Source organism: Mesorhizobium sp. M7A.F.Ca.US.006.04.2.1 (assembly GCF_004022915.1).
Classification (GTDB): Bacteria; Pseudomonadota; Alphaproteobacteria; order Rhizobiales; family Rhizobiaceae; genus Mesorhizobium; species Mesorhizobium ciceri.
In genome coordinates this window covers 1-14,014 of record NZ_RZQA01000057.1, presented here as the reverse complement: position 1 = coordinate 14,014, position 14,014 = coordinate 1, and the positions used below count along the sequence as shown (strand labels likewise).

Here is a 14,014-nt window from a genome sequence, read left to right as displayed (position 1 = left end):
GACAGTCCTCTTTCTGGCGTCAGGCGCTGCGGCGGCTGTCCAGCGCGAAGGCGCCGGCGCCGGCAAACACCAGATAGAGGAAGATGAAGCAGAACGAGATCGCCGAATCGCCGCCATTGTTGACCGGGAAGAAGTCGCGCGGCATGTGCGCCATGAAATAGGCGATCGCCATTTCGCCGGCCAGAAGGAATGCCACCGGTCGCGTGAACAGGCCCAGCGCGAGCAGGATGCCGCCGGAGAATTCGAGGATGGCGGCAGTCGTGGTCAGCCCGGAAAGGGCGTGGGGATCGACGCTGACGGGGAAGTTGAACAGTTTCTGGCTGCCATGCTCGATGAACTGCAGCGCGGTCATGATGCGCAACACGCCGAGCGCCTGCGGCTGGTATCTGGAGAGGCTTTCGAAAAGCTTCATAATGACTCCATTTTCAATCCGTCCGGCCCATAGATTATCGCCCAGGAATGGACCATTCACTTCCCATGGCCTGGCGTCAACAATCGGTGATTGAAAATGTCCCCAGCTTGACCCTTCATATTTTTCCCGCCAAGGTTGCATTTATATCGTTGTGGTTGTATTAGTGCGGCCACTCTAGAAATGTGGGTTCCCTTTGCCATGAAAAAAGTCGCCATCAGCCTCTTCGCAATTCTTGCAGGCACCAGCTTTGCCATGGCCGAGGACGCCGGCTGTGAGGCCTTCAAGTGGCCCGTGACGCGGGAGCAGACCCTGTTTGCCGCGGCACCGGCAACGCCGTCCGGAGCGGCACTGGCGGTTGGTGCGGCTGCGGACCTGGCGCTGGTGCCGGTAGAGAAAGCCGGTTTTGCGGTAGCGCCCGAACGTGCGCCGGCATCAGACAGTTTCGGGGCCATCGCCAGCGTGGAGGTGCCATCCGAGGGAGCCATCCAGATAAGTCTCTCGGGGGAGGCCTGGATCGATGTCATCCAGGATGGCCAGGCCATCAAGTCGGCGGGCTATAGTGGCGTGAAAACATGCCCTGGCATCCGCAAGAGCGTGCGCTTCAAGCTTGCGCCCGGCCCGGCCACCGTCCAGTTCAGCGGCGCGAAAAAAGCTGAGTTGAAGGTTGCGGTGCTGGCGCCGGAATGAGGCGGCGCCAGGCAGGGGGAGAGGCCTTCATCGGTGGTCCGATGAAAGCCCGCACTTTGTGTCAGCGGTGTTCGATCGCCGTCAGCGGACTGGCGCCATCAAGGCGAAGTGCGCGCCTTGCGGGTCCTGGCACTGCACGATCCAGCTGCCGCCGGGGACCTCCATCGGCCCCATCAGGATCTTGCCGCCATTGTCGGTGACCCGTTTGGCCGCCGCGTCGATGGCCGCAACGTTGAAGTAGAATTGCCAGACCGGGACCGGGATCTGCGCGGGCTTGTTCATGATGCCGCCGCCGGATTCGGGGCCGGCCGTAAAAGTCTGGTACGTGCCCATCGGGCCCATGTCGAAATCGCCGGCGTCGACCCAGCCGAACTGGTCGGAATAGAAATCGAACGCGGCTTTCCAGTCCGACGTGTAAAGCTCGTGCCAGCCGATGTGGCCCGGCGTGCTGGCCGGCACGACAGGCTGGTCGGGACCGTTCGGCTGCAGGAACATGAAGGTCGCGCCTTGCGGATCGGCGACGACGGCAAAGCGGCCGACGCCCGGAATGTCGTCGGGCTGGCGGTGAACGGTGCCGCCGGCTTTCTCCAGCGATGCAGTTGCGGCATCGACATCCCTGGTGTGGATATAGCCGAGCCAGGCAGGCGGCATGCCCATCTTGGCGGCATCCTCGGGCAAGGTCATCAGGCCGCCGACGCCACGTTCGCCGACATTCATGACGATGTAGCGCGGCATGCCGAGTGCCTTATCGAAGGGCTGCGCCGTCCAGCCGACCACTTGGGTGTAGAACGCCTCGGCGGCGTCGAGATCTGATGTCATCAATTCGTACCAGAAGAAGGGCATCGGGGTTTTTGGCATTTTCGGTCTCCTCACCTTTCATGGATCGATCGTCGTCCATCATAGGACGATCCTCACGACGGAAATCCGACACCGCCCGGACAACAATGGGTGTGTGTGCCAAGCGTTCCCTGATTGCGCATCCAGCGGTTTTCGATTTCTCTGCGGTCATGAGGGGTTGTCGTCCATGCGCTTGATGTCGCTCACGCCCGAGCTTGTCGCACTGTGCCATCGGGAAGAGGCCGATCCCGGTCCGGACCCGAGCTGGACAGACATGAACGACGAGGACTTTCGAACCCTCGCCTTGCGACTGTCCAATGAAGCCGATGAGGGACCGTTATGGGTGTTCGCCTATGGGTCGCTGATCTGGAAGCCGGAATTCGAGTCGGTCGAGCAACAGCTCGCCACGGCCTTCGGCTGGCACCGCTCCTTCTGCCTCGACATGGTGCGCTGGCGCGGCAGCGCCGAGCAGCCTGGGTTGATGATGGCGCTCGAGCGGGGCGGGCGCTGCAACGGCGTGATCTATCGCTTGCCGGAGGGTGAGAAGCCGGCGCAGATCGAAAGGCTGTTGCGGCGCGAGATCAGCGACCATGAAAGCATCGAGACGGTTCGCTGGCTGCCAGTGCATACGCCGCAGGGTAAGCTGCGCGCGCTCGGCTTCTGGGTCGGCGTGAAGGGCAGGGGAACGTCGCTGAACCAGCCGCTGGACAGAGTGGCGAGCGTGCTGGCCAGAGCCTGCGGGCATATCGGATCCGGCGCCGAATATCTCTACAACACGGTCAGCCATCTCGAAGCATTCGGCATCCGCGACCGCAATCTGTGGCGATTGCAGGAATTGGTGGCGCAGGAGGTCAGGGCCATCCATGGCCGCAAGCTTGAGCCTGGCCTTTCGCTCGCACTGCAAGCCCGACCGCAGTCGCAATAATATGAGTAAAAAAATCATATTATTGCCGAGCCTTTTCAGGGACTTGCGCCGAAAATTGACCAATTGATAAAAAAATAAAACGTGCTAGCCTTCCTCAAAAGAAAACATGGGGAACTGACGATGCCAGAAGGCCAATTCAGGGAAGGCATTGCGGGCGGCAGGCTCTCGGCCGACCAGTATGCGGATAATTTTTCCGACCTGCATCCGCCGCTCGACCACCACGAGGCGCTGGTCGAATCCGACCGCTGCTATTTCTGCTACGACGCACCGTGCATGAATGCATGCCCGACTTCGATCGACATTCCGTTGTTCATCCGCCAGATCTCGACCGGCAATCCGATCGGTTCGGCCAAGACCATCTTCGATCAGAACATATTGGGCGGCATGTGCGCCCGCGTCTGCCCGACCGAGACGCTGTGCGAGGAAGTCTGCGTGCGCGAGGTGGCGGAAGGCAAGCCGGTGCAGATCGGCCGCCTGCAGCGCTACGCCACCGACGTCGCCATGGGCGAGAACAAGCAGTTTTATCCGCGCGCCGAGCCGACCGGCAAGACGGTCGCCGTGGTCGGCGCCGGGCCGGCCGGCCTTGCCGCCGCGCACCGGCTCGCCCGCCACGGCCATGACGTGACCATCCTGGAGGCGCGCGCGAAGGCCGGCGGCCTCAACGAATACGGCATCGCCGCCTACAAGAGCGTCGACGATTTCGCCCAGGCCGAAGTCGACTACGTGACCGCGATCGGCGGTATCGACATCCAGAACGGCAAGGCGCTCGGCCGCGACTATCAGCTGTCGGATCTGATCCGCAATTACGACGCGGTGTTTCTCGGCATGGGCCTTGGCGGTGTCAATGCGCTGCGTGCCGATGGCGAGGACGCTGACGGCGTCATCAACGCGGTCGAGTTCATTGCCGAGCTGCGCCAGGCCAGCGACCTCTCCGGCCTGCCGGTTGGTCGCCGCGTCGTCGTCATCGGTGGCGGCATGACGGCCATCGACGCCGCGGTACAGTCGAAGCTGCTCGGCGCCGAGGAGGTGACGATCTGCTACCGGCGCGGCCAGGAGCACATGAATGCGTCTGAGTTCGAGCAGGATCTGGCCGCTGCCAATGGCGTCAGCATCCGTCACTGGCTGCAGCCGAAGCGGGTGATCGCCGAGAGCGGCAAGGTCACTGCCGTCGAACTCGAATACACCGCCCTCAACGGCGACAGGCTTGCCGGCACCGGCGAGACGCTGACGCTCGTTGCCGACCAGGTGTTCAAGGCGATTGGACAGAGCTTTGTCCCGGCCGCCCTCAATGGCAGCGGTGCATCGATCGGCCTCGAAGCCGGTCGCATCAAGGTGGATTCGGAAGGGCGCACGTCGCTTGCCAAGGTCTGGGCCGGTGGCGACTGCATCTTCGGTGGCGACGACCTGACCGTCTCGGCGGTCGCGCAGGGACGCGACGCTGCGGAGAGCATCAATCGGGCACTGACCTCGAACGGGAGGGCATGAGCATGGCGGATATCAGAAACAATTTCGTCGGCATCAAGTCGCCCAATCCGTTCTGGCTGGCCTCGGCGCCGCCGACCGACAAGGCCTACAACGTCATCCGCGCCTTCAAGGCCGGCTGGGGCGGCGTGGTGTGGAAGACGCTGGGCGAGGAAGGGCCGCCTGTCGTCAACGTCAACGGTCCGCGCTACGGCGCGATCTGGGGCGCCGACCGCCGCCTGCTCGGCCTCAACAACATCGAACTGATCACCGACCGCGACCTGCAGGTCAATTTGCGCGAGATCAAGCAGGTCAAGAAGGACTGGCCCGACCGCGCCATCGTCGTCTCGCTCATGGTGCCTTGCGTCGAGGAAGCCTGGAAGGCGATCCTGCCGGTGGTCGAGGAGACCGAAGCCGACGGCATCGAGCTCAATTTCGGCTGTCCGCACGGCATGTCGGAACGCGGCATGGGCGCCGCCGTCGGCCAGGTGCCGGAATATATCGAAATGGTGGTGCGCTGGTGCAAGCAGAACACCCGTATGCCCGTCATTACCAAGCTGACGCCCAACATCACCGATGTGCGCAAGCCCGCGCGCGCAGCACATGCCGGCGGCACCGACGCGGTGTCGCTGATCAACACCATCAATTCGATCACTGGTGTCGATCTCGACAGCTTCGCGCCGCAGCCGACCATCGACGGCAAGGGCTCGCATGGCGGCTATTGCGGGCCGGCGGTAAAGCCGATCGCCATGAACATGGTGGCCGAGATCGCGCGCGATCCGGAAACGCAGGGCCTGCCGATCTCCGGCATCGGCGGCATCACCACCTGGCGTGACGCGGCCGAATTCATGGCGCTCGGCGCCGGCAATGTGCAGGTCTGCACGGCGGCGATGACCTACGGCTTCAAGATCGTGCAGGAGATGATCGCGGGCCTGGAAAACTGGATGGACGAGAAGGGGCACGCCTCGCTCGACGACATCGTCGGCCGCGCCACGCCCAATGTCACCGATTGGCAGTATCTCAACCTGAACTACGTCGCCAAGGCGCATATCGACCAGGATGCCTGCATCAAGTGCGGCCGCTGCCACATCGCCTGCGAGGACACTTCGCACCAGGCGATCACCAGCATGGTAGACGGCGTCAGGCACTTCGAGGTCATCGAGGCCGAGTGTGTCGGCTGCAATCTCTGCGTCAATGTCTGCCCGGTCGAGAACTGCATTACCATGGAGCCGCTGGCAGCCGGTGTGATGGACCAGCGCACCGGCAGGCCGGTATCGCCGGTCTACGCCAACTGGACCACGCACCCGAACAACCCGATGGCCAAGGTGGCTGCGGAGTAGGAACTACCCCCCCCAAGAGAAAAACGGCGCTTTCGAGCGCCGTTTTTCATTTTCCTATTGCAGATAGGAATTATCCACGATAGTATGTATCCATGAATAAGGAACCTGTTCGATGAAGCTGGGCGAGGGTGTTGAAGCAGCCATCCATTGCGCCGCCACGCTGGCCAGTGTGGAAGGCAATAGCACCATGCCGGGCGCCGCTCTCGCCGAGGCCTTTGGCCTTTCGCCGAGCTATCTGCTCAAGCATCTCAACATGCTGAGCGCGGCGCGCGTCCTGGAATCGGTGCCCGGGCCTGCCGGTGGCTATCGGCTGGCGCGGCCAGCCGAGCGCATCACGCTGCTCGACATCGTGCTGGCCGTCGAGGGCCGCGAGCCGGCCTTCCGCTGCGGCGAGATCCGCCAGCGCGGTCCGGTGAAGCTCGATGCGTTGGCCTATGTGAAACCCTGCGGCATCAACGCCGCGATGCTGAAGGCCGAACGCGCCTATCGCGCCGCGCTCGCCGAGACCAAGCTGTCCGATATCGTGGCCACCTATGCGGCAGAAGGCGATCCCAGGTCGCTTGCTGCGAGCTGCGCCTTTGTCGAGCGCCACCAGCGGCCGCAGAAATCCAGTTAACCCCAAAACCTCAAAACCCAAGCAGACGTGAAAGGACGAGACGATGAAACAGAGGCTGCAATTTTTCGCCAAGGCGCCGGAGATCATGAAGGCGGTGTCGGCGCTCAACAAGGCGGTGGACGAATGCGGGCTCGAGGTGAGCCTGCTGCACCTGATCAAGCTCAGGGCTTCGCAGATCAATGGCTGCTCGTTCTGCGTCGAGATGCACAGCCGCGAGGCCAGGCGCGACGGCGAGACCGAGCAGCGGCTCTATCTGGTTTCAGCCTGGAAGGAATCGCCGCTGTTCTCGGAGCGTGAACGCGCGGCTTTGGCCTGGACCGAAGCCGTCACCCTGATCGCCAACAACGGCGTGCCGGACGAACTTTATGCACGTACGCTGGAGCATTTCTCAGAAGAGGAGCTGGTCAAGCTGTCCGTTGCGCTCGGCATGATCAACACCTGGAACCGGCTGTGCATCCCGTTCCAAGCCATACATCCGATGCCGGCGGCCAAGGCCGCCTGATTGTCCAATCATGTTGGGAGCGCCGTGGAGAGCGCGCTCCCACTGCCTTAAACCTTTAAAGGGGAGAGTTTGATGCCTGCGGATTTGCCTTCGACCTTGTTGTTTCTCGCTCGCTTGCTGCTCGGCGGCGCCTTCGTTTTCGCCGGCCTGCGCAACATCCAGAACGCGGCCTTCCTGACCCAGCTGATGGCCGCGCGCGGTGTGCCGCAGGCGCGGTTGGCACTGTGGACTGGTATCGTGCTTCAGGTCGCCGCCGGTGTGCTGGTCATCGCAGGATTGTGGACGGCACTCGCGGCCACGGTGCTGCTGCTGTTCCTCATCGTCGCCACGCCGATGTTCCACAATTTCTGGGACCATCAGGGTCCGGACCGTGCGTCCCGCATCAATGGCTTCGTCGGGAATGTTGCCCTGAGCGGTGGCTTTCTGACCCTGATCGCGCAATCCGTTTGACGCACAGTTCCATGCCGACTGCGGCCTCTGGTGCCGACGGCTCAACCATAAAATCGGAACCAATCGAGCCGTTGACGCATTTCACACATGCATGCCCAGCATCCAGGATGAAATATGAAAATCGCCCATGTCGCGCCGCTTTATGAATCGGTGCCGCCAAGGCTCTATGGCGGCACCGAGCGCATCGTCTCGTATCTGACCGAAGCGCTGGTCGATCTGGGTCATGAGGTGACGCTGTTTGCCAGTGGCGACAGCCAGACCTCCGCGAAGCTGGTACCCAGCCGGGAACGCGCGTTGCGCCTCGATCCGCGTCCGCTCAAATCCGAGATCGCGGCGCATCTTTCGATGCTTGCGCAGGTGAGGGAACGGGCGTCGGAGTTCGATGTCATCCACTTCCACCTCAGCCACTTCCTGCATTTTTCCTTCTTTGAGGATATTGCGGAGCGGACGGTGACGACGCCGCATGGCAGGCTGGATTATGTCGACCTGGCGCCGGCCTATGAACGGTTCCCGCGCTTTCCCCTGATTTCCATTTCGCACAGCCAGAAGGCGGGCCTTGCCAACGCCAACTGGTTGGCGACGATCCATCACGGATTGCCGACTGCTCTCTACGAGCCGACGTTCGAGACGGCCGCCGAAGAACCCTACCTTGCCTTCCTCGGCCGGTTCTCACGCGACAAGCGCCCGGATCGCGCCATCGAGATCGCCTTGCGTTCGGGGCTCAAGCTCAAGCTCGCGGCAAAGATCGGCGACGACGATCGCGCCTATTTCCGTGAGGTGGTCGAGCCTTTGATCGATGGCGATCGCGTTGTCTATGTCGGTGAGATCGAGGAAAATCAGAAGGCGGAATTTCTCGGCAAGGCGGCCGGCCTGCTGTTCCCGATCGACTGGCCGGAGCCGTTCGGCCTTGCCGCCATCGAGGCAATGGCCTGCGGCACACCGGTCATCGGCTGGAGTTGCGGTGCGCTGCCGGAGATCATCGATCAAGGCGTCACCGGTTTTATCGCTGACACAATGGATAGCGCGGTCGCTGCGGTGCCGGACTTGCTGCAACTCGACAGGCGAAAGGTGAGGACCGTTTTCGAAAAGCGGTTCTCCGCCCGAAGAATGGCCGGCGACTATCTGGCCGCCTATGCGGGCCTGATCGGCGTCCCGAGCACGGCGAAGGCGTCTTGAGCAGCGACGTGCTCGAGCCACGGCAACGAAACAACAGGGATCTTTGACGAATGGCCCAACTCGATGAGCGCCAGCTCGATCCTGCGGTTGCGCTTGCATCGCTCGACGCCACCGCCCCTCGCGAGCCGCATCGGTTGTTTGCGCTCAAGCAGGGCGATTGCTTCGCCGTTGCCGACGCCTATGGCGACATACGTGGCGCCGGCGACGGTTTCTTTCGCGACGACACGCGGGTCCTTTCCGAGTTCCGGCTGACCGTCGGCGGCAGGCAGACATCTCTGCTCGGCGCCTCGCTCAGCCAGGACAATGTGCTGTTCACCACCAATTTGACCAATCTGCCGATACAGAGCGCCGGTGGACGCGACATCCCGCAGGGAGCCATTCACATCGAACGCGTCAGACTGCTTTGGCAGGACAGGCTGTTTGAACGCATCACCCTTTCCAATTACAGCCGGGAACACTCGACGATCAGCGTTTCCCTGCACTACTCCGCCGATTTCCGCGACATGTTCGAAGTGCGTGGCTCGACACGGCTGAAGCGCGGGCTGGCCCATGCCGCCGAAACAAACGCGACGTCGGTCCTGCTGCGCTATGATGGGCTCGATGGCCTGGCCCGCCTCTCGGCGATATCGTTCTCGCAGGCGCCGGACCAACTGAGTGCCAACCGTGCCGATTTCCTGATCGCCGTGACCAAGCGCAGCAGGAAGGTGCTTTATGTCGAGGTCGGTCCCGAGGTGGCCGACAAGCCCGACCGCGACCGGTTCCGCGCCGCTGCCGCCCGCGCCCGCTTTGGCATGCGGGCCAAACGTCGCCATGGCGCGACGGTGCGCAGCTCGGGCCGTGTCTTCAACGACTGGGTCGAGCGCGCTCGCGCCGATGTCGCGTTGCTGACCACCGAGCTGGCGACCGGCCCCTATCCCTATGCCGGCATCCCCTGGTTCTCGACGGCGTTCGGCCGCGATGGCGTCATTTCGGCGCTGCAGATGCTGTGGCTCAATCCGGGCCTGGCGCGGGGCGTGCTGGCCTTTCTGGCCCAGCATCAGGCGACCGAGACATCGCCGTTCAGCGATTCCCAGCCGGGCAAGATCATGCACGAGACCCGCAAGGGCGAAATGGTGGCGCTGCGGGAGCTTCCCTTCGGCCGCTACTACGGTGGCGTCGATACGACACCGCTCTACATCTATCTTGCCTGTGCCTACGCCGATCGTACCGGTGACATGGCGTTCATCGACGGCTTGTGGCCGTCGCTGTGCGCCGCGGCCGAATGGACGGAGAAGGCGGGCCGGGAGACCGGATTTGTGACTTACCAGCGAGCGGCCGAGTCCGGCCTCGCCAACCAGGGATGGAAGGACAGTTTCGATTCGGTCTTCCATGCCGATGGCCGCATTCCCAAGGGCCCGATCGCCCTTGTCGAAGTGCAGGGCTACGTCTTTGCCGCCTTCCGGGGGCTGGCGGCACTTGCCCGTCGCCGGGGCGAGAACGACAGGGCCGACCACTGGGATGATCGCGCCGAAGCGATGCGGGTTGCCGTGGAACGGGATTTCTGGCTTGACGATCTCGGCTTCTATGCGCTGGCAATCGACGGTGCCGGCGAGCCCTGCAAGGTGCGGACCTCGAATGCGGGGCATCTGCTCTTTGTCGGATTGCCTGAGCCGGCGCGGGCCCAGATGGTGGCTGACCAGCTGCTTTCCGCCTCCTTCCATTCGGGCTGGGGACTGCGGACGCTCGCCGACGATGCCGTGTTCTTCAATCCGATGTCGTACCACAATGGCTCGATCTGGCCGCACGATACCGCCCTTTGCGGTGCCGGGCTGGCGCGCTATGGCGAGCGCGAAAGCGTGGTTCGCCTGATGAGCGGCACGTTCGAATCCGCGGTCCATTTCAACATGCGGCTGCCCGAACTGTTCTGCGGTTTTACACGTGCGCCGGGCGAAGCACCCATCGCCTATCCCGTCGCCTGCCTGCCGCAAGCGTGGTCGGCGGGCTCCGCTTTCATGTTGATGCAGGCCTGTCTTGGCCTGGAGATCGACGGCTGGGAGGGTGAGATTCGCGTCGGCCGCCCCAGGCTGCCGATCGGCATCGACACGCTGACACTGCGGCACCTGGGCGTCGGCGACCGGGTCGTCGATCTCACCTTCCAGCGCGTCGGCGACCGGGTCGTCGCTTTCCTGGCCGACCGCCATGAAGGGCTGGTGCCGCTCATAGTAAGAACATGATCCGAACAAAATTGGCGGAACCGATCCAGGCCTTGTGCGTTGCAAAAACACTGGTCCGAACGCCGACCACGTGGCCGGCGGACCGTTTCAAACGGGAAACACGAACAAACGGTCGCCGACGGCCGGGGTGAGTTGACGTTCAATGACAAACTACGGTGCGGACCTGCTCTGGGTTCTGATTTTCGCGAGCCTCGGTTTTTCCGCTCTTGCCGTATTCCTCTCCATATCGCGGCACCGTCGCCGTCATCCTCCTGCCGTCCCACATACGGCAGGCGAAGATGTGGCCGCGGAGGCCGCGCGCAAGGTGATACGGGAGTTCGAAAAGAACGGCCAATCGGCCGATGCCGCGCTGGTGACCTGGTCGCCAGAAACATTGCGCAAGATCCTGGCCGACGATCTGCCCGATGCGCAGGTTATCGTGGTGTCCAATCGCGAGCCGTACATCCACAATGTGAAGGACGACGGCGTCGAGTTGCTCGTCCCGGCCAGCGGGCTGGTGTCGGCGCTCGAGCCCATTACCCGCGCCTGTGCGGGCACCTGGATCGCCTATGGCGGCGGAACGGCGGACCGCCTTACCGTCGACGACCACGATCGCGTGCAGGTGCCGCCTGGCAACCCGTCCTACACGCTGCGCCGGGTCTGGCTGACGGAGGAAGAGCATCAGGGCTATTATCTCGGTTTCGCCAATGAGGGCCTTTGGCCGCTTTGCCATATCGCCTTCACCCGGCCGATTTTTCGCGCCTCCGACTGGGCTGCCTATGAAGCCGTCAACCGGAAGTTTGCAGATACGGTGGTTGCCGAGGCGCGCAACGAGCGGCCGATCGTGCTGGTCCAGGATTACCATTTCGCGCTGCTGCCGCGCATGATCCGAGAGCGCTTACCGGAGGCGATCGTCATCACTTTCTGGCACATCCCGTGGCCAAATTCGGAAGTGTACAGCATCTGCCCATGGCGTGAACGCATCCTCGAAGGCCTGCTCGGCAGCTCGATCATCGGCTTCCACACCCAGTTCCATGCCAACAATTTCACCGAAAGCGTCGATCGCTTCCTGGAAAGCCGCATCGAGCGGGCCGATGCGGCCATCTCCTACGGCGGACGGACCACATTGGTGCACGCCTATCCCATCTCGATAGAATGGCCGGCGGACCTGCTGGCGAAACTTCCCGCTGTCGACGATTGCCGCGCTCGCATGCGCGAGAGGTTCGGCCTTAAAGCGGATGTGAAGCTGGCCGTCGGGGTCGAGCGCCTCGATTATACCAAGGGCATTCTCGATCGGTTTCACGCTTTGAACGAATTGTTCAAGCGACAGCCTGAGTGGATCGGAAAACTGGTCTTTCTGCAGATCGCGGCACCCAGCCGCGGCACGCTGCCCGCCTACAAGCTGCTCCATGACGAGTGCCACCGTTATGCCGAAGAGCTCAACCGGCGTTATGGCAGCGAGGGCTACAGGCCGGTGATCATGGTGGCCGAACATCACTCGCAAGAACAGGTCTACGAGATCTATCGGGCCGCCGACATATGCATGGTCACCAGCCTGCATGACGGCATGAACCTCGTCGCAAAGGAATTCGTCGCCGCGCGCGACGACGAGCAGGGCGTTTTGATGCTCAGCACATTCGCCGGCGCCTCGCGTGAATTGCTGGAGGCGCTGATCGTCAACCCTTACGATGCCGCCATGATGAGCGGAGCGCTGTTGCAGGCACTGACCATGTCGCCCGAAGAACAGCGCGAGCGCATGCGCCCCATGCGCGAGACAATCCGCAACAACAATGTCTATCGCTGGGCCGGCAGCATGCTTCTGGATGCGGCACGTTTGCGCAAGCGCGGGGACCTCGATCGGGTGACCGGTGCCGTCAGCGACCCGCCGCCCAGCGTCGACAATGTCGTCTCCATTTTTGAGCGCAGACGGGTGGCGATGTCATGAGCGATGCGCTGCAAAATATTGTTGGCGAGACCCTGCACAAGCCGCAGGCCGTCATGGAGAAACCGCACACTGTGCTGACCGGCGAATGGGCGTTGTTCCTCGACATCGACGGCACCCTGCTGGAACATGCCGAACACCCGGACGCCGTCTCGGTCAGCGACGAGCTCCGCTCCTTGCTGCAAGGCCTGGATTGCAAGCTGAACGGGGCATTGGCCTTCGTAACAGGCCGTTCCGTCGCGGCTGTCGATCATCTGTTTCAGCCTTTGAAGCTGCGCGCCGCCGGGCTCTATGGCCTGGAACATCGGCTCCTACCGAACGACGACGTCGAAGTCGCGGATGAGCCGGCGGATATTTCTGCGCTTGTCGACGAGATCGAGGCCGAGCTCGGTCGTGGCGCCTATATCGAGCGCAAAGGACGGGTGCTGGCCATCCACACGCGCGCCGCCCCGCATCTGCTTCCGCGCGCGACGCAGCTGGTCGAGCAGGCGCTGGCCACGCTGCCAAAGGGCTACCGGGTGGTACCCGGCAATGCCGGTGTTGAATTGCTGCCGCTCGAGGCCGCCAAGGGCGCCGCGATCCGGCGTTTCATGGAAATTGCGCCATTCACGGGCCGTCGCCCGGTCTTCCTGGGCGACGACACGTCGGATGAAAACGGTTTTGAGGCCGTCAATGATGCCGGCGGCATATCGATACGCGTCAACCCACCAGCGCACACCGCAGCGCGGTACGGGCTTGCCGACGTTGTCGAGACGCTGGGCTGGCTGAGAGGTCAACTTTAGATCCAGCCGACGCAACCGCGATCGCGCCTCCTGGAAAGGGCAAGGAAAGGAACGGTTTCGATGGGACGCTTTGCACAATTGGTCCGAGAGATCACCCCGAACTGGCTGCACTCTCGCTCCTCCCGCCATGACATTGCCGACGTTTCACCGTCCGACGCGGATTTCAGCTGGCAAGAGGCGATCGACAACAAGATGTATGGGGCTGATACGCCTGATTATTCCTATGTTCCGGAAAAGACCGCTTCAGATGCGGTGAGACCGGGCGGTGACAGCCCCGGCGAAAAGAGCGTGCGGGGTGATCCAAAGAGAGCCAATTGAGGGTGAAAAGCCTGTCGGCGCCCGAGGAACGCTACGCCGCAAATCGCAGTCCGCCGTCGCAGGTCAGCACCTGACCGGTCATGAAGCCGTTGGAGACGAGGAAGGCTATTGCCGCGGCGACGTCTTCGGCGCGACCGATGCGGCCGACCGGGGTCCTGCCGGCATAGTCTGCAAACAGCGCCTGCCTCTGCTCCTCGGCCAGAAAGTCCCACCAGGGCGTGTCGATGATGCCTGGCGCCACGACATTGACGCGCAGCGGTTTCAACTCCATCGCCAGGATCGGCACCACGGTCAACAGCATGCCGTTGATGGCGGCGATACCGGCGACGCCGGGCGTTGCGAGCTGCGCCGACACCGCCGAGATGAAGGTGACC

The 14,014-nt window shown here is 62.9% G+C and carries 15 protein-coding genes; 12 read left to right on the top strand and 3 right to left on the bottom strand.

Annotated elements, in window-relative coordinates; all coding sequences use genetic code 11:
- Nucleotides 1-19: 19 nt before the first annotated feature.
- Complete coding sequence (locus EN925_RS05385) at nt 20-412, bottom strand: DoxX family protein (RefSeq protein WP_127368914.1); 393 nt, start codon at nt 410-412, stop codon at nt 20-22.
- 198 nt (nt 413-610) lie between these two features.
- Between EN925_RS05385 and EN925_RS05380 the strand changes: the two genes are divergently transcribed.
- Nucleotides 611-1,099, top strand: a complete 489-nt coding sequence (locus tag EN925_RS05380; RefSeq protein ID WP_206519202.1) for a hypothetical protein — start codon at nt 611-613, stop codon at nt 1,097-1,099.
- Between the two features lie 81 nt (nt 1,100-1,180).
- Here the strand turns inward: EN925_RS05380 and EN925_RS05375 are convergent, their stop codons facing one another.
- Nucleotides 1,181-1,957, bottom strand: coding sequence for a VOC family protein (locus tag EN925_RS05375; protein WP_127384952.1), 777 nt, complete (start codon nt 1,955-1,957; stop codon nt 1,181-1,183).
- Nucleotides 1,958-2,123: 166 nt separating this feature from the next.
- Between EN925_RS05375 and EN925_RS05370 the strand changes: the two genes are divergently transcribed.
- From EN925_RS05370 to EN925_RS05320, 11 genes are all read left to right on the top strand, one after another.
- A complete protein-coding gene (locus EN925_RS05370) occupies nt 2,124-2,861 on the top strand; it encodes a gamma-glutamylcyclotransferase (protein ID WP_024501513.1) in 738 nt (245 codons plus the stop codon).
- 120 nt (nt 2,862-2,981) lie between these two features.
- Nucleotides 2,982-4,346 carry an NAD(P)-dependent oxidoreductase gene (locus EN925_RS05365; protein ID WP_063168508.1) on the top strand — a complete coding sequence of 455 codons (1,365 nt, stop codon included), beginning with the start codon at nt 2,982-2,984 and terminating at the stop codon, nt 4,344-4,346.
- A 2-nt stretch (nt 4,347-4,348) separates the two neighbouring features.
- Nucleotides 4,349-5,662: an NAD-dependent dihydropyrimidine dehydrogenase subunit PreA gene (preA, locus tag EN925_RS05360; protein WP_013530894.1), complete on the top strand. Its 1,314-nt coding sequence runs from the start codon at nt 4,349-4,351 to the stop codon at nt 5,660-5,662.
- 112 nt (nt 5,663-5,774) lie between these two features.
- Nucleotides 5,775-6,278 (top strand): Rrf2 family transcriptional regulator, encoded by a 504-nt coding sequence (locus tag EN925_RS05355; protein WP_027160676.1) that lies wholly within the window; start codon nt 5,775-5,777, stop codon nt 6,276-6,278.
- A 43-nt stretch (nt 6,279-6,321) separates the two neighbouring features.
- Nucleotides 6,322-6,780 carry a carboxymuconolactone decarboxylase family protein gene (locus EN925_RS05350; protein ID WP_024501510.1) on the top strand — a complete coding sequence of 153 codons (459 nt, stop codon included), beginning with the start codon at nt 6,322-6,324 and terminating at the stop codon, nt 6,778-6,780.
- A 72-nt stretch (nt 6,781-6,852) separates the two neighbouring features.
- Nucleotides 6,853-7,230 (top strand): DoxX family protein, encoded by a 378-nt coding sequence (locus tag EN925_RS05345; RefSeq protein ID WP_013530897.1) that lies wholly within the window; start codon nt 6,853-6,855, stop codon nt 7,228-7,230.
- A gap of 114 nt (nt 7,231-7,344) precedes the next feature.
- Entirely contained in the window at nt 7,345-8,406 is a 1,062-nt protein-coding gene (locus EN925_RS05340; protein WP_127384953.1) for a glycosyltransferase family 4 protein, read from the top strand.
- A gap of 50 nt (nt 8,407-8,456) precedes the next feature.
- Entirely contained in the window at nt 8,457-10,619 is a 2,163-nt protein-coding gene (locus EN925_RS05335; RefSeq protein WP_127369826.1) for an amylo-alpha-1,6-glucosidase, read from the top strand.
- A 142-nt stretch (nt 10,620-10,761) separates the two neighbouring features.
- Nucleotides 10,762-12,543 carry a trehalose-6-phosphate synthase gene (locus EN925_RS05330; protein WP_013530900.1) on the top strand — a complete coding sequence of 594 codons (1,782 nt, stop codon included), beginning with the start codon at nt 10,762-10,764 and terminating at the stop codon, nt 12,541-12,543.
- Nucleotides 12,540-13,322, top strand: coding sequence for a trehalose-phosphatase (gene otsB, locus EN925_RS05325; RefSeq protein WP_127384954.1), 783 nt, complete (start codon nt 12,540-12,542; stop codon nt 13,320-13,322). The genes EN925_RS05330 and otsB overlap by 4 nt, the downstream gene beginning before the upstream one ends.
- A 60-nt stretch (nt 13,323-13,382) precedes the next feature.
- Nucleotides 13,383-13,640, top strand: coding sequence for a hypothetical protein (locus EN925_RS05320; RefSeq protein ID WP_063168507.1), 258 nt, complete (start codon nt 13,383-13,385; stop codon nt 13,638-13,640).
- 31 nt (nt 13,641-13,671) lie between these two features.
- On the opposite strand, the gene EN925_RS05315 is transcribed toward EN925_RS05320, so the two are convergent.
- The coding region (locus EN925_RS05315; protein WP_128336390.1) for an SDR family oxidoreductase at nt 13,672-14,014 on the bottom strand (343 nt) is incomplete at its 5' end.